The sequence below is a fragment of the Sphingobacterium alkalisoli genome, from assembly GCF_005049105.1.
In the GTDB taxonomy this organism is placed as follows: Bacteria; Bacteroidota; Bacteroidia; order Sphingobacteriales; family Sphingobacteriaceae; genus Sphingobacterium; species Sphingobacterium alkalisoli.
Genome location: NZ_SUKA01000004.1, coordinates 125,071 through 146,441, shown reverse-complemented (window position 1 = coordinate 146,441; position 21,371 = coordinate 125,071). Strand labels below are relative to the sequence as shown.

Here is a 21,371-nt window from a genome sequence, read left to right as displayed (position 1 = left end):
ATTTTTCTTTTTAGGTTTCTTATCTATATATGCATAGAGAGACCTTTCAAGTAGCAGATATCATATTCAAGTTTGTGCATGGCGAGTGCACAGACAGCGAGTTAGAAATTCTGGAACAATGGATCCGTAAAGATCCACGTAATAAAGCCTTGTTTGATAACCTTGTCGCGGATGAAAGTATTTCGGAAGAATCTGATTTTCTAGATGCCATTAATATGGATCGCGCTTGGGGAAAAATAAATGCAAGAGCAAATAAAAGCAAATCCCCAATCCGGCTATGGTATAGCATAGCTGCTTCTATTTTGATTATTGTGGGATTTTCCCTTTTTTATTTTAGATCGGGGGAAGTTGCATCTCCGAAAAATACAGCTAGCATACCGACAGTATCCAACGATGTTGCACCGGCAGATGCTGGAGCGCGATTGATTGCACCAAGCGGTAAAGAATATTTGCTTGAAGATGAAATTATACTAGGCCACAATGGAAGCGTAACCTCTAAGGAGGGTAAAAATATCATTGAAAACCATGTAACCCAGTCAGAAGAAGAAACCTTATACAATGTTTTAGAAGTTCCTAAAGCCAATTTCTTCAAGATGAATTTACCTGACGGTTCGGTGATCTGGATCAATGCCATGTCTTCTCTTCGGTTTCCAGTGAAATTTGGACATAAAGAGAGGCGTGTGTATTTGAAGGGGGAAGCCTATTTTGAGGTAGCTAAAGATGTGAACAGACCTTTCATTGTGGATGTTGAAGGAAAAGAAGTGCGTGTCTTTGGGACGGAATTCAATGTTAGGACATATAACAATATTTTCAAGACTACTTTAGTAGAGGGTAAAGTAGAGGTCTCTGGTAATGGGATTTCTGAATATTTAATTCCTGGACAATATGCAACGTGGAATAATAACCGGTTTGTCGTTGATCAGGCAGATCTACAAAAGGATCTGGCATGGAAGAATAATGAGTTTTACTTTAAAAATGACAACATCGTACAAATTGCAAGTCAGTTAATGATGTGGTATGATCTAGACGTAAAAATTGCTTCAAATATCTCAACTACTAAAACCTATTCCGGATCTATTAATAGAAATGTTAATTTATCAGAAGTATTGACCATGTTAAAATTTGTGAGCAATCTGGATTTTATGCTAAAGGGAAAAGATTTGAGAATTAAGAATAAGTAGTAAAAATATGCATGGATTAAGCTCCAGTAATATGCATACAACAATTAGTGAAATACGATCATAACAAAACAATATACGCATATGAGATAAAAGATACTAAAAACAACGAAAACAGGAGTGTTGGCGCACTCCTGTATAAAAGACTCCATTAAAGCTAAATTTTAAAAATTAACCCTAATTAACAAATGTATGAAAAAAAAACTATTCGAAAAGTGGCGTATTTATCATAGGAATACGTTATTTCGAAAATCTATTCTAATTATGAAGATCTCCCTGTTTGTTTTTTTTGTCTCACTAACGCTCGTGCACGCGGAGGGCAAAGCACAGCTGATATCGCTGTCGTTAAAAAATGCGAAGCTATCAGAATTCATTGACCAAGTTTCTTCACAAACTAACTACAAGTTTCTTTACAGTGATGAAATATTAAAAAAAGCCCAACCCCTCAATATACAGATTAAGAACGAGCAAATAAAGGATGTTCTTGCCAAGGTGCTAGACCGCAGTGATATCGAATTTAAGGTAGTTGCCAATACGATTTCATTAAATCTGAAAGAAAGAAGCCTAATACAGGCAGTTAAATCGGATTTTGTGCAGGACAGAATTTCAGGTGTAGTTAGAAATACAGAAGGGAATCCGTTAGCTGGCGCTTCGATAAACGTAAAAGGTACTTCAGTTAGCACAAGCACAGATGAACAAGGACGATTCGAGATTTCGGCAGATCAAGATGCTGTTTTAGTTGTTCGATATGTTGGACATACTAATCAAGAGATCAAAATAGGCGGTAGATCGAGTATTAATATCGTATTGAATCCGACAGATCAGGTTATCGAAGAAGTAGTTGCAACAGGTTATCAAAATATTGATCGTCGTAGATTTACTGGAGCAGCAACTAAAATAAAAGCAGAGGATGCGTTGAGAGCTGGTATTCCCGACGTTTCACGTATGTTAGAGGGACAGGTAGCAGGTGTTTCGGTGCAAAACGTTTCAGGAACTTTTGGTGCGGCACCAAAAATCCGTGTTCGTGGTGCAACTTCCATTACAGGTGATAATAAGCCGTTATGGGTAATAGACGGGATTGTATTAGAAGACGTAGTTAATATTTCGAACGATCAGCTGTCTACAGGTGATGCTAATACACTATTGGGCTCGTCTGTGGCAGGAATTAATGCCGATGATATCGAATCTTTTGAAATCTTGAAAGATGCTGCCGCTACCTCATTGTATGGTGCTAGAGCAATGAACGGGGTAATTGTTATTACAACAAAAAAGGGTAAAAAGGGAGCACAGGCTATATCGTATTCCGGTAATTTTACCAGCTATTTAAAACCATCCTACTCTCAATTTGATATTTTGAACTCGTATGATCAGATGTCTGTATATGCAGAGATCGCCCGAAAAGGCGCAATTGATTATTCATTGATTAAAAACAATAAAAACTCAGGTATCTACGGGAATCTTTCAAATGCGTTAAGTACATGGAATGAGGATGGAACCCCAGTCTTACTTAATACGCCGCAAGCACGAGGGGCATATCTGCAGCGATACGTTTATCAAAATACAGATTGGTTTGACGTGCTATTCCAAAACTCCTTTATGCAGGAACATTCATTAAGTATTTCCAGTGGAACAGAAAAAGCGCAGACTTATTACTCCACATCTTATTTAAAAGATAATGGGTGGGCTATGGGGAATGGTGTTCAACGATTTACAGGCAATGCAAGAGGGAATTTTCAAGTTAATGACAGGCTATCATTTGGTTTAATTACCACAGGGTCAATTCGCGATCAAAAGGCGCCCGGTACATTAGGGCAGGATAGTAATCCTGTAACAGGTGAGGTGTCTCGAGATTTCGATATCAATCCTTTTTCTTATGCAATGAATACTTCAAGAGTAATCGCACCTTATGACCAAAACGGGAATTATGAATATGTGACCATGAATTACGCACCATTCAACATTTTGGATGAATTGGACAACAATTATATGGAATTGAAAATGGTTGATTTGAAGGTGCAGGGAGAACTATCGTATAAACTTCCTAAAAATATTAGATATGACTTTTCTGGAGCGTACCGCTATGCAAATACGTCTAATGAACATAAAATTTTGGATAACTCTAATCTTCCAAATGCCTATCGCGCTGGTACTCCCTATGGGGTTACGGGCATAGAAAATAGCACCATCGTGGATGGTAATAGATTTTTGTATACTGATCCATCCGATCCAGATGCCAGACCTGTAACTATTTTACCGTACGGAGGTCTTTATATTACATCCGATAATCTTTTAAAAAGCTTCTATTTAAGAAATAGTTTAAGCTGGAATGAGACTTTCGGCAAGAATTTTTTGACCGCATTTGCTACACAGGAATTACGTTATTTAGATCGTATTTCTAAAAATTTTACCGGGTATGGTTATCAATTTGACAAGGGAGGTATTCCTTTTATCGATCCAAATGCCATAAAGATGACGGTTGAAGCAAATTTACCTTATTATTCCATGCAGATTTTTAGGGATAGATTTGTTGCTTTTGCTGGAAATGCAACGTATTCTTATGATACCAAATATCAACTAACGGGTACGTTGCGATATGACGGTTCGAACCAATTGGGCAATAGTGCCGTAGCACGGTGGTTACCTACTTGGAATCTTTCAGGATCATGGAATATAGACCGAGAAAAATTCTTCGAGAATCAGTCCTTTTTTAATACATTAACAGTACGCGGTACATATGGGTTAACAGCCAGTATGGGGGTTGCAACCAACGCTAGCCTGGTGCTCAGAAGTGGATCCGTTAATAGGCCATATTTGAATGAGCAGGAACCGGTAATCAACATTGAAAATTTGGAAAATAGTGACTTGACATGGGAGAAACAGTACGAAACAAACATCGGTGTTGATGCTACTTTTGCCAACAAAAGATATCAAGTGGTTTTAGATCTTTACAATCGGGAAGGTTTCGACTTGATTGGTCCAATGCGCATTTCGGGTATCGGCGGAGAATTTATTAAATACGCGAATTATGCCGATATGAATTCTAAGGGAATTGAATTGTTGTTTAAAGCAACAGTATTTAGTCGATCTGATTGGAGTTGGAAAACCCAATTGACCAATGCTTTTAATAGGAATAAAATTACAAATCTCAAAAACGAACCGATGATATGGAATCTAGTTGGAAGTACCGGTGCCGCTAAGATTGATTACCCTTATCGTGGATTGTTTTCGATCGACTTTCAGCGTTTGAGTGATCAATCGGGCGTACCGTCATATGTAAATGAGAGTGGGGATATTACGGAAAATATTTATTTACAAAGCATCCATACGGATTATTTGGTATATGAAGGGCCAATCGACCCGGTGTTTAATGGTGGCTTTTATAATACGTTTACATATAAAAATTTTAATCTAGGTTTTTTAGTAACATATAGCGCTGGAAATAAAGTGCGATTAAATCCTATTTACAAAAACTCCTATTCTGAATTAGACGCTATGTCGTATGATTTTCTTGAAAGATTTGTTGCTCCTATTGAAAATCTCTCACCTTCCATTGCTACGGCTCGTACAGAATCTAGGCTTGCCGGTGATCAGGTATACAACGCTTATAATTACTCTACTGAAAGAATTGCTGATGGAGGCTTTGTCCGAATGAAGCAGGTTACGGTAGGATATAACTTGCCTCAAAAATATACCTCGAAAATAGGATTTAAAAATATGTCATTAAATGTTGTAGGAAATAACCTGTTTTTGATATACGCTGATCCAAAACTGAATGGACAAGATCCTGAATTCTATGGTTCTGGCGGGGTCGCATTGCCTATTCCAAGACAATTTACATTATCATTAAAAGCAAGTTTGTAGTAATTGAAAAAAGAATAATTATGAAAAAAATATTCATTACGACATTATTTATCTCTGCTTTGGTATTCGGCGGATGTTCCAAATATTTAGAAACAACTCCAGATATGCGTGCAGAATTAGATACGCCAAATAAGATAGCTGAACTTCTTACTTCCGCGTATCCACGTGCAAATTACATTACATTTACGGAGGCTGCGTCGGACAATGCGGGGGACAAAGGGAACATAGCGGGTACTGGTGAACCAGAGAATCGCGATCCTTGGATGTTTAAAGATGTAGAGTCTAGGGATGAAGACACGCCTACATTTTATTGGTATGGCGCATACAGAGCAATAGCTGCAGCGAACCATGCATTGGAGGCAATCGAAAAATTAGGGTCTCCAAAAGAAACGCTATCCATGAAAGGAGAGGCCTTGGTTGCAAGAGCTTATGCGCATCACATGTTAGTGACACTGTTTTCCCGCGTATATAACCCAAATACGTCGTCTACTGACGTAGGTATTCCTTATGTCACCGAAGCTGAAAAGAATGTGTTGACTAAATATGAAAGAGGTACAGTAGAGAATGTTTATACCTTGATAGAGAAGGACCTACAGCAAGGTATACCACTGTTGGATGATAGTAGGTATAAAGTTCCAAAATATCACTTTACTAGAGCTGCTGCCCACGCGTTTGCGGCAAGGTTTTATTTATTTAAACAGGATTACGCTAAGGTAGTAGAACATGCGAATTCGTCGTTAGGTCAGGATATTACCTCTTTTCTTAGGCCGATAAATTCTACTTCATTTCGATCGATGGAATATTATGCTAAGCAACAATGGTATACTATAGCGGAAAACTCAACAAATTTATTATTAGTCGAAGCTGCTTCGGCCTGGGGCAGAAATTTAGCGGGATATCGGTATGGCTTGACTACACCTCTGTTATCTGAATTGATATATGGTAGTAACGTATCGGGCGGATCTTACGCCTATATGATCTACGGTGGTACAGAGGCAGTCTATAATATTCCTAAATTTAAGGAGCTATTTGTGACCACCTCAATTAATGCGGAATACGGCGATCCTTATAATATGATCCCATTATTCACCGCAGATGAATTGTTGTTAAACAGAGCCGAAGCTTATGCTAGATTAAAGCAATACGATAATGCCATAGCTGATTTAAACAGTTTTGCAAGTAAAAAGGTATACACAAGTCAAAATAATCCAATCTATAATCCTGCCACGCATAATATCACAGAAACTAAGCTAGCTTCATTTTACAGAGCAAATCTGGAAGATAACATCATTTCCGGAGTCTTGGATTTTAGGCGGAGAGAATTTCTATTTGAAGGGATACGGTGGTTTGATATTTTGCGACATAATATAGTGGTTGTACATCGTTCTCATGATCAAAAAAACACCTATACTTTAGGCCTTAATGATCCGATGCGTATGTTTCAGCTGCCAGAAGAAGTGATTTTGTCGGGAGTTCAAGCTAACCCCAGGTAATATAAAATAAACACGTATAAAAATGAAAAAGCTTAAAAACTATATTATAGTTCTTCTTCCGCTGTTTTTTATAAACTGTTCGAAAGAAGAAGTTCTACCCACGATTCCAATTTTCGATTTAGGGGGTGAAACGTGGGTAGAAGGATCTCTCGATCAATTTATTGCGAATGAGTTTATTAAGACGTATAATATCGAAGTTAAATATAAATGGGATCCGTTTGAGGTGAACTATAACAGGACGCTTGTACCTCCGGATGAAACTAATGTACTTCCAGTACTAACAGCTGTCCGCGATATTTGGATGAAACCTTACGAGAAATTGGCAGGAACTGATTTTCTTAAAACCTATTCTCTTTCAAAATTTGTTTTAGTAGGCAGTGCGGAATACCAAAGTAATGGCACAATTATTTTGGGAACAGCCGAAGGAGGATCTAAGATTGTTTTATTTGTAGTCAATGATTTTGAATTGAGCAATAGAAGTGAGGTCGTGCGCATGTTACACACTATTCATCATGAATTTTCACATATTTTACATCAAACAATTGATTATCCTCAGGCCTGGAGGGGATTGAGTACACAGTGGTATACAGCGACTTGGTTCAATTCTACCAATACTCAAGCGAATCAGCAAGGGCTTATTACTAATTATGCAAAATCCGCGGAAAGAGAAGATTTTGTGGAGACAATAGCTTATTTACTTGTTGAAGGCCAAGAGGCTTACGATAGTATTGTAGCAGCAAATCCGGATGTTGCTTCTGTTTTTCGGACGAAGGAGAATCTTGTAGTTCAATATTACAAAGATGTTTTGGGGATCGATTTTAGGGAACTTCAAGCTGAAGTGAAATCGGCAATTGATAACTTAACGAACTAATAGTATGAAAAGGATATGGATATATTTATTTTTAGCAACGACAATTGTCGCTTGTTCTAAAGATGAAATCAATTATGAACGGCCCGATGCAAAATTAAATCGCCTAAAAGCAGAGTATCTGGATTTATTGACCGGAGCGGATAAGGGATGGATTGGTTATTTGTTTCCCGAAGGCGGCGGGGGCTATACCTTCAAGTTTACATTTGACGAGAATAATAGGGTAGTTACTTATGCTTCAATAGATGAGGAAAAAGCCAATGCCGGCAAAGAAAGCTCGTACAGAATAAAAGCTGATCAGGTACTCAGTCTTTATTTCGATACGTATACTTACCTACATATTCTCTCTGATCCAGATCCCAATAAAAGTGGGGGATCTACGGGCGCGGGTTTGATTTCTGATTTCGAGTTTGCGATTTTGGAATCGGGTCAGGATACAATCAAATTAAAAGGTAATCATAACGACAGTGAATTGTTACTAGTGCGGGCAAAGTCCGATCAAGGAGATGATTATATTGCAAGAGCCTATGAATATGTGAAAGAAGTGGATAAGGTGAACCAATTTACTTATTATTATAATAAGTTCGTTTTCAATGGAAAGAACTATGCTTTCACCGTAAATACCGAGAAAAGTACTATTAGCTTTTATTATGAGAAAAATGGGACTTTCAATAGATTCACAACGGAATATGCTGTCGCTGATAATGGCGTTCTACTACGACATCCCTTTGAAGATGGGGAAACGTCAATTAGTAGTTTGACCGATTTTGCTACCGATCAAGTTGCTGGAACCGTAGATTTAAAGGTAAATTTATCGGCATCAGCAACAATAGAGAACGTAGATGCACCTGTATTTATTGATAAAGATGCACCCCGCCGTATGTATGTAGAGTCTTATGACTATTATTCTTCAACAGGAGCGAATTACAGTGGTGTTAAGGATGCTTTGGATATTAGAAGTATACCGGGGTTTGCTGGTATGTATTTCATGCCTCGATATTATATTGACCCTTATGATGTTTTGTTTACCTATTTTAATGGAGGAGCAAATTTTGTAGGGCCTTATTTCAGAACAAGTTATGATAATTCGGGAGTGATGAAGTTTATAGTAACGAATTTAACTGGTACAAGTCCTGGAGCTGCTCATCTACCAAAGATACAGACCTTGTCTTCCCTATGGGCAGATACAGATGGTTACTATGTATATCAAACAGGTGAAAATTATTTTGATCTTGTCAGTGTCGCTGACAGTAAATTATGGTTTAGATTTTATTAAAAATATTAATTATGAAAACCAAGCTATTATTATCCTTTATTGTGTTTGCTTTTATTTCCTGTCAAAAGGATTCATTAACACAAATCGAGGTAGAAGATGTTTATGGAGACCCGGAAGAAAAACTTCAACCATTTGCTGAGGAGATCAGCAATTACGAAGGGGGGTGGGAGTTTATTGTTTTAGGGCGAAATAACAGTCAAAGTTATGGCTATATCGAATTTAATACGAATAGTATAGCTGACTTTATTAGTACTGTAAATACGGATTTTATTGAGCCAGATACAACATCCTACAAAATTACTGTACATAAAGCCAACCCGAGTTTAATCTTTCCTTCTAGCTCTAATTTTGCTAGTTTAGCCCAATTGGCGGGTGGATTGGATACTTTATTTACCTTTAAAAATGTGGAAAATGATACTATTTTCCTTGAAGGGGAGTATCAAAAAAGTAGGTTGAAGCTTTATAAAAGTAAGTCTACTACTTCAATTAACGAAAAAGTTGAGAACCTATTGAATGTTGATTCGCTTTTAACTATGCCAAAATTCTTTTATAATATAAGTCTGAACAATTCCACCGAGGTCTTTGCATATGTTGACGAGGAGAATCAAGCTGTTGTTTTCCATTATAAAGAAGGTGGTGTAAGCAACTATCATTTTACAAAATTTTTAAATACAGTGGATGGTATTAAGTTTGAAAATCCCTTAACATTAAACGGTATATCTATAACCTTTGAAGATTTAAAGCCGGCCACTTCGTCTAGTTTTACATTTAGAGATGGTCAGATTACTAATGCTGCTGAGCCTGCGTTTTATGAAAATGCTATAAATGACTTTCTTATTTCTAATTCAATTAATGAATCTCAAGTTTGGTTGTCAGAATATAGTTGGAGTCGACGTAAACGACTTGATGCTTTTAATATGAAAGCGATTCGATCTGATATGCAGTCAGTATTTAACTATAGAAATTTCAATACGCAAGCTTATCATCAAATTTGTGTTGCTTGGTTTCCTGGATTTTTTTGGTATTCAGGCGCCTTAGCTATTAATCATACTGTTACAACAGGTAATTTGTTGAGATTTACTTATTTGGGAGCGTTTGCAGCGGCTTCCAGAGCAGACGTAACTGCGTATATGACAAGTATGGTAAATAGATATATAGTGACATCGGGACATTATGTATTTAAAACATACAATAATAGGATAGCAGTTGTTTCTGCAGATAACGCGGAAAATTGGATATTTTTCCACTAGCTTATTGCGATCGTGAAGTTTATTCGTAATACCAACGATTTTCAAGAGCTTTATTAGCAATTTGACCACGGCTCGATAGGCTGTGGAACATTAAAAGTACATGGCGATACGATTTAGGAAACTGTAGTACACTTAAGTAGATGCTTTCGTGTTAAAGGTTGGAAAATGAAGGTAGAATTTAAACTTTCATTTTCCTCCTATTCGATTCAAATTGATATATAAGATTACTTATTTTCTTCAATGTCCTATGATTAGAGTTGTCAGCATGAAATACCTACTAGCTCTTGTTTTGCTTTATTTGACAGCCTGCAAAAATCCCTTTTCTGTGCAGCTTATTGGTAGCTTGCCAATTGATTCGACAGTATATGTAGATGTATACGATGCTATCAGCGGCAAACAAATTGCATCGGATACAATAGCGGAACATACTTTTGTCTTAAAGATAGACAGCATACGCGCCGGTATTTACACCGTTGTCTTTTCCTGGGAACGGGATATTCTGAAACCAACAGAGCTAAAACGCTATGCTCGTTTTGGCGAGGAAGAACTGCCTCGGTATGTACTTTCCAAATCCGTATGGTTAGATCCGAAAGAATCTCGAAAATATACGTTTTCAATATCAGAAGGACTTGATCAGTCCCAATTGGAACAGGGCTTATTAGATGAAGATTGGGGAGCGGATTTAAATGTGAGTTCTAAAGGTGACAATTTTCGTTTATATCAGGAATTCTCAGAAATTGCAAAAAAATATAGCTTAGCAAATCTGAAAGCAAAAGACAGCCTTAAACAGATCATCTATAAGCTGAATGAATCAGGCGATCTGGAATCGTCTAGATTACTTCACCAGCAGCTAAGCGCTTTATGGGTTAATAGTTTAAGGGATAGTTTGGTACGGGCTGAGGTAAACTTTCTAAAAAGGAATATAGCCACTGCACCTGCCCCATATATCTTTTACAGTTTGGTGAATACGCAAAATGACTTCGATAACTATAAAGAAGTTTATGATGCTTTATCCCCAAATGTAAAAGAGACTCTGGCAAAACGCACGTCGGTTTATTTAAAATAATACAGTTATGGAAAAAGTATTTATGATTTTAGTTGGTATTCTGACAGTTTGCTTTCTTTTTTATCGAATTTTCTGGATTAAACTAAAATAGAAGGATTAGATTTAGTGTTCGTGAACATTCAAGCCATTGTTTTACTTTCTAATTTCCTCAGCGCCCTTAATAATCTCTTCGACCACAGTTGGATTTAGATTACTTAGTCAGCAGCTAAGCGTTATGCTGGTTGATATTTTATAAGATACTAGGGGAAATAAAACACGATAATAGTGTAAAGTTTTGACTGAATTCAAAAAAATACACGTAAAGCCCATTTGTAGGTAAGGTTATTTTTCAATTTTTTATTAAATTGTAATGAATTGGATGTGTTTCTTAAATATTTTTCACCAAACTTCTTTCAATATTTAATATATTAGTATATTTACTTTCAATTGATCATTTATTAACATTTTCATAGGTGTCGGCAGGCCGGAAGGAGAGCGGTATATATGAGTGAACGAACAAAAGAAGAACTTCTGTTTAAAAAACATTACAAAAGTTTATGTCATTTCGCTTGGGGGATGACTTCGGATATGTTGGCGGCAGAGGACGTGGTATCTGATGCATTTTTAGTTTATTTCAACCAGAAAGATCGTATATCAGAAGATGAAACTGCCATCAAAAACTTTTTATACTCTACAGTTCGCTTTTCCTGTTATAATTTAGCCCGCCAACGAAAGATTGTTAATCGATATTGGGAGAAAAATGGGTATTTGGATCGTTACGATAGTGAGATTGAAAACAACATCATCCGTTCGGAAGTACTTGCCGAGATCCTGTCTATTGTAGCAACGTTACCCAATGCCTGTCAGCAGGTTTTCAGAAAAGGGTACTTGGAAGGCTTGTCCAATGCGGAGATCGCGGAAGAAATGGGTATACGCGTCAATACTGTAAAAACCCAAAAACAGCGTGGAATGCAAGTACTTATCCAAAAGTTAAACCCAGAATTTTTAGCTCTTTTCATCTTTTTTATAAAAAATTAGTTTTTTTGTGGTTCTAATCTGTCGTGAATGTTTCTATATACTATAATATGGAAACTAATCGCGACCGCATCGCTAAATTATTGATTGGCTATCTAAAAAACAGCCTCTCCAAAGAGCAAGAGGCTGAATTCACGGCTTGGTTGGAAAAAGATGATCGAAATAAAGCTTTACTAAAGGAGTTTGAAAAAACTTCTGAGGTGGAGGCAAGGCTCAATGCATTGGCGGCTTTTGACGAAAATACCGCGTGGCAACGCTTGCGCCAACAACTTGAAGGCCCTGCACCTGTTGTCTCAAAAGCTATGCGTATCCGATCCGTCCGATTAATCACTATCCTTTCTGCAGCGTCAATCTTACTTCTTTTTACTTTTTCATGGCTGTTCTTTTCGAAAACCTTGGATAAGACGCTCGGCTTGGCGCAAGAAGCAGAACACGAAACCGATGTACGCCCAGCAAGTAGCGGAGCACAGCTTATCTTTGCAGATGGCGAAACAATCTCGCTGAATACCGAAGCTGTGACAGAGAAAAGGAATGGTGTAAAACTGGTTCATGACGGAGAGGAAATGCACTATTCCACCGAAACGTCCATTCCAGATCAGAAAACGAAATACAACACATTGGTCGTGCCCAAGGCATCCTTTTTTCGTATGGTTTTGGCGGACGGTACCAAGGTTTGGGTCAATGCCATGTCAAAGCTCCGTTTTCCTGTCGTATTTTCTCCTTCCGAAAGACGGGTATTCCTAGAAGGTGAAGCCTATTTTGAAGTGGCACACGAAGCGGATCGACCGTTTGTTGTCGACGTGAATGGGGATAGGAGCATCAAGGTTCTGGGTACGCATTTCAATGTTAATACCTATAACGACAGGCTGTATGCGACATTGGCTGAGGGGAAGGTAGAGGTTTTTGCCGGAGACCAGAAGAGTATACTGATGCCGGGGCAAAAGGCATATGTTGTCCGTGACCAGATCAACGTGAGAAATGCGGACCTGAAAAGGGATTTGGCCTGGAAGAATGGTGAGTTCTATTTCAAAGATGACAATCTCGTGCAGATTGCTCACCAGCTGTCACTTTGGTATGATTTGGATATCCGCTTTGGATCGTCAGTTTCTACAACAAAAACCTATTCCGGATCAATAGGACGAGATGTAAACCTATCCGAAGTATTGGAACTACTTTCTTATGCAACAAAACTGTCCTTCGAGATGGAGGGACAAAAACTAACAATATCGGAAACTAAAAAGATGAGAATATGAAGAAAAAACTACACGAGAATTAAAGAGCGAGAATAAAAAAGCAGGGATGTAGCAGCATCCCCGCCAGACTTGTTTGAGTCCACCCAATTTGATTTATAAAAAAGATTTATTAACCCAAACAACCAAATGTATGAATAACTTTTCACTTGGGAAAGAGTGTCGTGCCCAATGGAGGCATCTCTGTTCCCAGGACCTGTACTTAAAAATGAAGATAGCCCTATTTTTGATGTTTCTGCTGGTCACCGTTGTGCAAGCCAATGGTTTAGCGCAACGTGTGTCACTGTCTGCGTCCAGCATGAAAATAGAAGATTTTTTCTCAGAAGTCTCTCGACAAACCAACCATCGATTTTTCTATAGCAGTGAAGTAGCTAGGACTGCAGGGAAGGTGCGTGTTGAGCTCCGTAATGTTTCGGTGGAAGAAGCTTTGAGAAGAGTTCTTGACCAAAATAAATTTGAGTTTAAAGTGATCGCAGGAACGGTCACCATAAATCTCAAGGAGGATATAAAAGAAGCTAACCCACTGAAGACTCAGCAGCAGGACGCCGTCAAGGGTTATGTTAAGGATTTGTCAGGCAAGCCTCTTTCCGGAGCTACAATTAGTGTAAAAGGAACCAATCGCTTAGCTGTATCTGCTCCAGACGGATCTTTCAGTATAGTAGCATCTCCTACGGCAACCTTAGTGATTGTCTACGTTGGACATCAGACCGTAGAAGTGCCCGTTCAAAACAGAACTAATATCAATATCATATTAGAAGAAGTTTTATCGGAAATCGATGCCGTAGATGTTGTCGCTACAGGTTACCAAAATATTGATCGCAAATTATTTACAGGAGCAAGTACAAGAATTGATGCCAAAGATGCGGAACGCGCAGGTGTACCCGATATCTCACGTATGCTAGAGGGACAGGCGGCAGGTGTATCTGTACAAAATGTGTCCGGCACATTCGGTGCAGCACCGAAAATAAGAGTTCGAGGAGCAACTTCGTTGTCCGGGGATAATAAGCCTTTATGGGTAGTGGATGGTATTATCTTAGAAGATGTTGTTAATATATCAAACGAGGCCTTGTCTACAGGAGATGTTAACACTTTGATAGGATCGTCAGTTGCGGGACTAAACCCTGATGACATTGAATCTTTTAACATTCTAAAAGATGCTGCCGCAACAGCCATGTATGGAGCGCGCGCCATGAACGGTGTTATTGTAGTGACCACTAAAAAAGGTCGTAATACTGATGGAAAGGCAAATGTTAATTATTCTGGCACTTATACTACTTATCTAAAACCTAACTATAGCCAATTTGACATCATGAACTCTGCTGAACAAATGTCAATTCTATTGGAACAAGAGAATAAGTATTATTTTGATCACAGTAGTGTGTCGAGGGTTAAAGACGGGGGAATCTTTTACAAGATGTATAATCTGATGTATCAGTATGATGAAACAAGTGGACAATTTGGCTTAGCAAATACATTAGATGCGCGCTTAGGATTTTTGGAACGGTACGCAAAGTCTAATACCGATTGGTTTGATGTTTTATTCAGAAATTCACTTTTACAGGAACATTCTTTAAGCATAACAAATGGTACCCCACGAGCTCAGTCGTATTTTTCATCTAGTTTTACAGGAGATAGTGGACAAAGTTTGGGTGATAATGTAAAACGTTACACTGCAAATTTTCGAAATAACTTAAAAATCAGTGATAAGTTAAGCGCTGAGGTGTTAGTTAACGGCTCTATAAGAGATCAAAGAGCTCCGGGGACATTAACCAGAAGATCAGATGCCGTATATGGACAATATTCTCGAGACTTTGATATTAATCCATACTCCTATGCGTTAAATACTTCTAGATTAATAACACCTTATGATGAAAATGGGAATTTCGAGTATTTCAACAGAAATTATGCGTCATTTAACATACTAAATGAACTAGAAAACAACTATTTAAAATTGGGGATGATCGACCTCAAAGTTCAAGGAGGTCTTAGATATAAAGTTTTATCGCCATTGACTTACTCCGTAGACGCAGCTTATCGATATGCGCGAACCGAGAGACAACATCATGTGTTGGAGAATTCGAATATGGTGCTTGCTCATCAAGCTAATTTTGATAGTTATATTAACGAGAATAATGATTTTCTCTATGCAGATCCAGATAATCCAGGCTATCCTGCTGTAGTAGTGTTGCCGGAAGGAGGGTTTTATAATACAGATTTGGACAACTTGGTTAATTATTATTTTAGACAAAATTTAGAATATGATACAAATATAGGATCAGATCATCGTTTAAATGCGTTTGCTTCTATGGAACTGCGTTATACCGATCGTCAATCTACAGCTTATCAAGGTATTGGATACCAATACGAAAATGGCGGATTAGTAAATCCTAATTATCGCTATTTCAAAAAAATGATAGAAGCAGGAGATCCTTATTTTAGAAATGGCTATACATACGATAGATTTTTGGCATATATGTTTAGAGCGGCTTATGCGTACCAAGACAGGTACAGTGTTAATTTCACGACAAGGTACGATGGGTCGAATAAATTAGGCAGTTCCCGGGTCGCTCGATGGCTGCCTACGTGGAACGTATCAGGAAAATGGAATATCGATCAAGAATCATTCTTTGGATCTAATCCATACTTAACTGCTTTGAGTATTCGTGGTACTTACGGGTTAACCGCTAGTATGGGTAACGCGACAAATTCTAGTGCGATTTTCTATAACCAAGTAGCCAGACGGCCTTATGAAGACGAAAAAGAGGCGATAATTTATCTTTCCAGCTTAGAAAACTCTGAACTGACCTGGGAGAAAATGTATGAGTTCAATATCGGTACTGATATTACCTTGTTCGACCAAGTCAATTTGACAGCAGACTACTACAAACGAAATCAATTTGATTTAATAGGATCGATAAGAACGTCTGGCATCGGCGGGCAGTTTACGAAGGTAGCGAATTATGCAGATATGAAAGCATACGGGTTCGAATTCACCATATCCGGAAATCCAATAAAAAGACCTGAGGGGTTGACATGGAGAACCAATTTTAATTTCTCAATAAATAAAAATGAAATCACCAATTTGGAAGTCAATCCTAATATTTGGACGTTAGTACGTGCAGAAGGAGGAACGGTCGAAGGCTATGCACAACGTGGGTTGTTCTCTGTTCAATTTGATGGTTTGAATCCTGAATACGGTTATCCCACTTACATTGGAACGACAGGAGAAAAAGACACGTATATCAATTTACAAAGTCAGGATATCGATTACTTAAGGTATCATGGGCCTGTTGATGCAACGTTTACCGGCGGTTTTTATAATGCCTTTTCTTTCAAAAATTTAGAGTTGACATCGCTATTTACATTTTCTGCAGGCAATTATGTAAGACTTCAGCCTGATTACAACGCTGACTATAATGATATGCGGGCTGTGTCAAAAGATTTAGTGAATAGATGGCTAATGCCCGGAGATGAGCAGTACACTACTATACCTGCTTTATTGGATACTTATGTTAGGAATAATGGGGTACTAAGAGCGAACGGAGCAACCGTAAGTGCGGTTTATCCTTATAACGCTTACAACTATTCGGATCAAAGAGTGGCTCATGGTGATTTTATTCGCTTGAAGCAGTTAAGTTTAGGTTATTTATTGCCTAGTCGAATTGTTAGTAGGTTAAGATTAAATACGGCAAAAATATCGTTAGTAGGAAATAACATCGCCCTGCTTTACGCAGATCGCAAGCTGAATGGAGCAGACCCGGAATTCTTCAATAACGGAGGTGTGGCTATGCCGGTACCTAGACAATATACTTTATCATTAAAATTAGGATTTTAAATACTTGAGATATGAAAAATATAATATATATAGGTTTAGCTCTAGCTATCTTTTATACAATTACTTCGTGTGAAAAATATCTAGAAGTGGAACCTGATATGCGTGCTCAAATTAATACGGTAGAAAAAGTGGCTAAACTTTTGGGCTCTGCCTACCCCGGATATGGGAATTTAGCTATGGCAGAGACGTATTCAGACAATGTCAACGATAAAGGCCCGACTTCCGGAGCACCATTGTTAGATCCATATGTGGATTTATACTATTGGAATGATGTGGAGGGGTCTGGAGCTAATACGCCTACCCAGTACTGGAATGGTTGTTATGCAGCGATTGCTGCTGCGAATCAGGCTTTAAAATCGATTGAGGAATATAATTTTGGAAGTGAAGCCAATCCCTACAAGGGAGAAGCTCTGGTTGCAAGAGCCTATAGTCACTTTATGTTGGTCACTTTTTTTGCAAAGGCCTATGTAATTGATGGTGATAATAGTTCACCGGGAATCCCTTATGTCTTAGAACCGGAAACAATTACATTAAAGCAATATAGTCGAGGTACTGTAGAGGGAGTCTACGAGCAGATTCAGCGAGATTTAGAAGAGGGTATTCCCTTATTGAAAGGCGGAAAGTGGGAGGTGCCTAAATATCATTTCACCTATGCTGCAGCCAACGCTTTTGCGACTAGATTTTATCTGTTCAGAGGAAATTGGGATAAGGTTATCGAACATGCTAATGAAGTGTTTCCTGGAGGTGATTATACGAGCCAAATTAGACCTGAAAATACAACTATACGGGGGCTCACCTCGGCTGAAAGGCAAATAGAATTTACTAAAGCCGACAAAAATTATAATTTGCTATTGGGGCAGATACGTTCCGTTTATCAGAGACAAGGTACGGGATATTATAGCCGATATGGCATAGGACTTATCAAATATAATGAACTTTTTGGTAGGAGTACGGCTGCGGGAGCGGCATTTGCCTGGAATGGATCTTCCTATGCAAGTTCAACACACTATTGGCCAAGAAAATACAATGAATACTTTTTCTACACCAATGTCGCTGCTGGTACCGGAGAAGCATATATAATGATACCCCTTATTACATCCGATGAAGCTTTGGTCAATAGAGCGGAAGCCTATATACGAAAAAACAACTTCCCTAACGCGTTAGCGGATCTGAATTTTTTTGCCAGCACCCGAATACTAAACTATAATATTAACAGTCACCGTGTGACTGCAGCTAAATCAAAAGTATATTTTGATGTTGAAGATGATGCGGACGCACTCATAAAAACTGTGTTACAGTTTAAACAAATCGCATTCCTGAGTGAAGGTATTAGGTGGTTGGATATTTTGAGACACCGCATTCCTGTCGCACATCCTCACATTGATAATTTGGAAAATGAGACATTCCAAACATTAGGCCCTGATGATAGCCGAAGGGTGTTCCAAATACCATCTGAAGCATTATTGGCAGGAATTGAGCGTAATCCAAGGTAGACTTAAATTAAAAGGAAACTATGAAAAGAATTAAATATATACTTTTGACAGTCGTTTTGCTGTCGGTACTAAGTTGCAGTAGGGAGGACTCGGTATTAGACGTGGATTTGTCTAAATATAACACCGATACCTTTATAACAGGGGAAGCCGATGATTGGATTTCTACTAATCTGACAATGCCTTATAATATTGAAGTCATCTATAGGTTTGATAGAGCAATGGGTGATATTTCTAGAAATATCTCACCACCTAATTTGGATCGAGTTGTGCCCACCGGAGAAATGGTCTTAAATGGATTTTTGAAGGTGTACGAGAAGGTAGCAGGACCAACATTCATTAGGACTTATACCCCTAAACAATTTGTGTTTTGGGGATCGTTGACTTATAATACGAATGGTACAGTAACGTTAGGGACAGCCGACGGAGGGCGAAGAATAGTGCTTTATGATGTCAATAATCTTAACGCAAATGATCCAGTTAATATCAAGCGGAGGTTAAGGACAATTCACCATGAGTTTACACATATTTTAAATCAGTTAGTCGCTATTCCTCCTTCCTTTGAAAAAATAACTCCAGATGGTTATAATTCAGATTGGACTAATTTTTCTGCAGAAGAAGCTCAACAGCTTGGTTTTATCTCACAATATGCTAGGGATCAGTATACGGAAGATTTTGCGGAAATGGTAGCGCATCTCTTGGTTGAGGGGCAGTTGTACTTTGATCGTTATGCGGAAGCTGCTGGTGCGGACGGGAAAGCCAAATTAAAGCAAAAGGAAGCGGTTGTGGTGGATTATTTTAAACAATATTTCGACATCGATTTTCGGGAACTTCAATATGAGGTTTATCAAATGTTAAACACGAACTATAATGACCAGACAGAAACTGTTTCGAACCAGCTTAAATTGGGTTATCTGAAGAATATACCTATTGATTTTGTAAATGGACCACATTATGCCAACTATGGCAGATCAGGTAAATTTCAGGTTGTGTGGGATAATGTAAAACAGGCTCTGGAAGCGGTGCCGACTTCTAATCCCACACCGAGAGAAGCTCGGTTATTTACATTGAATTTCATCACTGATACGCAGCTGAGACTAGAGGTAGCTTATGGTAGCACAGCTTCTGCTACTAGTAATACGATAGGTTATTTCGATTTTACGGTTACTTATCAAGTAAATGGAGATATCGACTTTACGTATGTACCTAATGTTGCGTCAGCGGGAACCCAATATAATAATGGTTTAGTAACCTATAGTGGATGGAAGCTCTTAATAGATTATCTGAATGACAATATTTTCGAAGCCGATTGGATACCCGAGTCTGCGGGATTGGTCAACTTCAGGAAGTTCGCCGGTTTCCAATTGAAAAGCGATCCTGCCAACTATTTTTATGGACCAATAACACTAAACTAGTTATGAAAAGCAAAATTTATTATTTGATGCTCTTTTTTATTGGTTTATTCATTTCATGTAATAAACCTGATATTGAATATACTTTTGGTGAACAACCAGAGGAGCGTATTAGCAAAAAACTCGACGAGTTAAAATTAGCATTGTTAAGTTCTCCATATGGATGGAGGGCTTCTTTGAATACAAATGTACGAGGTGGGTATGGTTTTTATATAAATTTTAAAGCGGATGAAACTATTGAAATGCTTTCTGATTTTAATACCACAACTAGTGAAAATCTCAAAGAATCTACCTACAGAGTAAGATGGGGGATGGATGCCTCTTTATTGTTTGATACCTACAATTATATTACTATGTTGCAAGATCCAAACCCTAGTGTAAATGGAGGTACAGGTGGCCAGGGATTGCAGAGTGACGTAGAATTTGAGTATGTTCATATTGCGCAAGATAGTATTGTGTTAAGAGGAAAGCGGTATAAAAACCTATTACTATTAACAAAACTATCTCAAGTTGATCAACAGTCTTATTTGACAGGGCAATACAGAACAAGTATTGCAGCGGTAAATGATTATTTTGCGACCCATGAAAATAACTATATAGAAATTGATGGGGTGACTGAAAAGGTTGAAATAGTTCCGAATTCTTTAAATAAAAATTTTCTCTTTCAGTATATTTCGAATAGTGATGGTGTGAAGTCAGTGACATATAAGTATAATTATGAACTGGGAGGGATAAACTTTAATGTTCCACTGAATGTTGAAAATGTGTTTTTTATTCGGGGAGAATTAAAGAATGGGGAATTTTATTTATATGATACAACAGGGAAAGAGTATCCCGTATATCAGCACAGTTCGCCGATAATGCCGATGGAGCAGGTGTTTGCTTATAATGGGGTGTATAGGACCTTATATATTACGGGTAATGTGATGCCTGCGGGTGTAACCTCGGAATTTAATAATGTCTTTAATACAACGGTTTCCAAATTTGCCGGAACAAATAGACCGACTCGCTATTTATTTTTTAGGCTGACTAATTCCACTACGTTTTATGTAGAATTTGCTTATAGTAGCGGAACATCTAACTTTACTGCCACTGCTTCTATTCCATATACCAGGGAAGGCGACATTATCAGGTTGGCAGGCAATAACAGCCTGATTTCGTATAGTACAAACTGGAATACAAGACGGACTCAGATTATAGATCTAGAGAATTATTTATTAGGCGCAGAATTTAAAATGGATTGGGTGACCAGTACGGATCCTAATGTTAAGAATTTGGGAGGGTTGTACAAAACCAATAATCCTAGTTCATTTATATATGGTGTTGCCCAATACTAAGTTGTAATAATGGTTTAAATAACGGATGGCAAGATTCAAGA

General features: G+C 38.1%; 13 protein-coding genes. All 13 read left to right on the top strand.

The genetic code is table 11. From position 1 onward, the window contains the following. Window positions 1-29 precede the first annotated feature (29 nt). The 13 genes from FAZ19_RS13825 to FAZ19_RS13765 all read left to right on the top strand — a co-directional run bounded on the left by FAZ19_RS13825 (window position 30) and on the right by FAZ19_RS13765 (window position 21,330). Window positions 30-1,181 carry a FecR family protein gene (locus FAZ19_RS13825; protein WP_136821343.1) on the top strand — a complete coding sequence of 384 codons (1,152 nt, stop codon included), beginning with the start codon at window positions 30-32 and terminating at the stop codon, window positions 1,179-1,181. A gap of 189 nt (window positions 1,182-1,370) precedes the next feature. Continuing rightward, complete coding sequence (locus FAZ19_RS13820) at window positions 1,371-5,039, top strand: SusC/RagA family TonB-linked outer membrane protein (protein ID WP_229707604.1); 3,669 nt, start codon at window positions 1,371-1,373, stop codon at window positions 5,037-5,039. Window positions 5,040-5,059: 20 nt separating this feature from the next. After that, window positions 5,060-6,532 carry a RagB/SusD family nutrient uptake outer membrane protein gene (locus FAZ19_RS13815; RefSeq protein ID WP_136821342.1) on the top strand — a complete coding sequence of 491 codons (1,473 nt, stop codon included), beginning with the start codon at window positions 5,060-5,062 and terminating at the stop codon, window positions 6,530-6,532. Between the two features lie 22 nt (window positions 6,533-6,554). Beyond that, window positions 6,555-7,403, top strand: coding sequence for a substrate import-associated zinc metallohydrolase lipoprotein (locus FAZ19_RS13810; protein ID WP_136821341.1), 849 nt, complete (start codon window positions 6,555-6,557; stop codon window positions 7,401-7,403). Window positions 7,404-7,407: 4 nt separating this feature from the next. Continuing rightward, entirely contained in the window at window positions 7,408-8,676 is a 1,269-nt protein-coding gene (locus FAZ19_RS13805; protein WP_136821340.1) for a DUF4302 domain-containing protein, read from the top strand. A gap of 11 nt (window positions 8,677-8,687) precedes the next feature. Next, window positions 8,688-9,926 (top strand): DUF4302 domain-containing protein, encoded by a 1,239-nt coding sequence (locus FAZ19_RS13800; RefSeq protein WP_136821339.1) that lies wholly within the window; start codon window positions 8,688-8,690, stop codon window positions 9,924-9,926. 265 nt (window positions 9,927-10,191) lie between these two features. After that, window positions 10,192-10,992, top strand: a complete 801-nt coding sequence (locus FAZ19_RS13795; RefSeq protein WP_136821338.1) for a hypothetical protein — start codon at window positions 10,192-10,194, stop codon at window positions 10,990-10,992. A gap of 483 nt (window positions 10,993-11,475) precedes the next feature. After that, a complete protein-coding gene (locus FAZ19_RS13790) occupies window positions 11,476-12,009 on the top strand; it encodes an RNA polymerase sigma factor (protein ID WP_136821337.1) in 534 nt (177 codons plus the stop codon). A gap of 47 nt (window positions 12,010-12,056) precedes the next feature. Then, complete coding sequence (locus FAZ19_RS13785) at window positions 12,057-13,259, top strand: FecR family protein (RefSeq protein WP_136821336.1); 1,203 nt, start codon at window positions 12,057-12,059, stop codon at window positions 13,257-13,259. A gap of 130 nt (window positions 13,260-13,389) precedes the next feature. Next, entirely contained in the window at window positions 13,390-17,091 is a 3,702-nt protein-coding gene (locus tag FAZ19_RS13780) for a SusC/RagA family TonB-linked outer membrane protein (protein ID WP_211245509.1), read from the top strand. 11 nt (window positions 17,092-17,102) lie between these two features. Continuing rightward, window positions 17,103-18,584, top strand: a complete 1,482-nt coding sequence (locus tag FAZ19_RS13775) for a RagB/SusD family nutrient uptake outer membrane protein (protein ID WP_136821335.1) — start codon at window positions 17,103-17,105, stop codon at window positions 18,582-18,584. A gap of 20 nt (window positions 18,585-18,604) precedes the next feature. Further along, window positions 18,605-19,996: a substrate import-associated zinc metallohydrolase lipoprotein gene (locus tag FAZ19_RS13770; protein WP_136821334.1), complete on the top strand. Its 1,392-nt coding sequence runs from the start codon at window positions 18,605-18,607 to the stop codon at window positions 19,994-19,996. 2 nt (window positions 19,997-19,998) lie between these two features. Continuing rightward, window positions 19,999-21,330 carry a DUF4302 domain-containing protein gene (locus FAZ19_RS13765; protein WP_136821333.1) on the top strand — a complete coding sequence of 444 codons (1,332 nt, stop codon included), beginning with the start codon at window positions 19,999-20,001 and terminating at the stop codon, window positions 21,328-21,330. Window positions 21,331-21,371: the final 41 nt, after the last annotated feature.

Coding starts and splice junctions, on each gene's coding strand:
- FAZ19_RS13815 (WP_136821342.1), top strand. CDS start 5,060: ATGAAAAAAATATTCATTACGACATTATTTATCTCTGCTTTGGTATTC.
- FAZ19_RS13775 (WP_136821335.1), top strand. CDS start 17,103: ATGAAAAATATAATATATATAGGTTTAGCTCTAGCTATCTTTTATACA.
- FAZ19_RS13780 (WP_211245509.1), top strand. CDS start 13,390: ATGAATAACTTTTCACTTGGGAAAGAGTGTCGTGCCCAATGGAGGCAT.
- FAZ19_RS13800 (WP_136821339.1), top strand. CDS start 8,688: ATGAAAACCAAGCTATTATTATCCTTTATTGTGTTTGCTTTTATTTCC.
- FAZ19_RS13765 (WP_136821333.1), top strand. CDS start 19,999: ATGAAAAGCAAAATTTATTATTTGATGCTCTTTTTTATTGGTTTATTC.
- FAZ19_RS13820 (WP_229707604.1), top strand. CDS start 1,371: ATGAAAAAAAAACTATTCGAAAAGTGGCGTATTTATCATAGGAATACG.
- FAZ19_RS13785 (WP_136821336.1), top strand. CDS start 12,057: ATGGAAACTAATCGCGACCGCATCGCTAAATTATTGATTGGCTATCTA.
- FAZ19_RS13805 (WP_136821340.1), top strand. CDS start 7,408: ATGAAAAGGATATGGATATATTTATTTTTAGCAACGACAATTGTCGCT.
- FAZ19_RS13795 (WP_136821338.1), top strand. CDS start 10,192: ATGAAATACCTACTAGCTCTTGTTTTGCTTTATTTGACAGCCTGCAAA.
- FAZ19_RS13770 (WP_136821334.1), top strand. CDS start 18,605: ATGAAAAGAATTAAATATATACTTTTGACAGTCGTTTTGCTGTCGGTA.
- FAZ19_RS13825 (WP_136821343.1), top strand. CDS start 30: ATGCATAGAGAGACCTTTCAAGTAGCAGATATCATATTCAAGTTTGTG.
- FAZ19_RS13790 (WP_136821337.1), top strand. CDS start 11,476: ATGAGTGAACGAACAAAAGAAGAACTTCTGTTTAAAAAACATTACAAA.
- FAZ19_RS13810 (WP_136821341.1), top strand. CDS start 6,555: ATGAAAAAGCTTAAAAACTATATTATAGTTCTTCTTCCGCTGTTTTTT.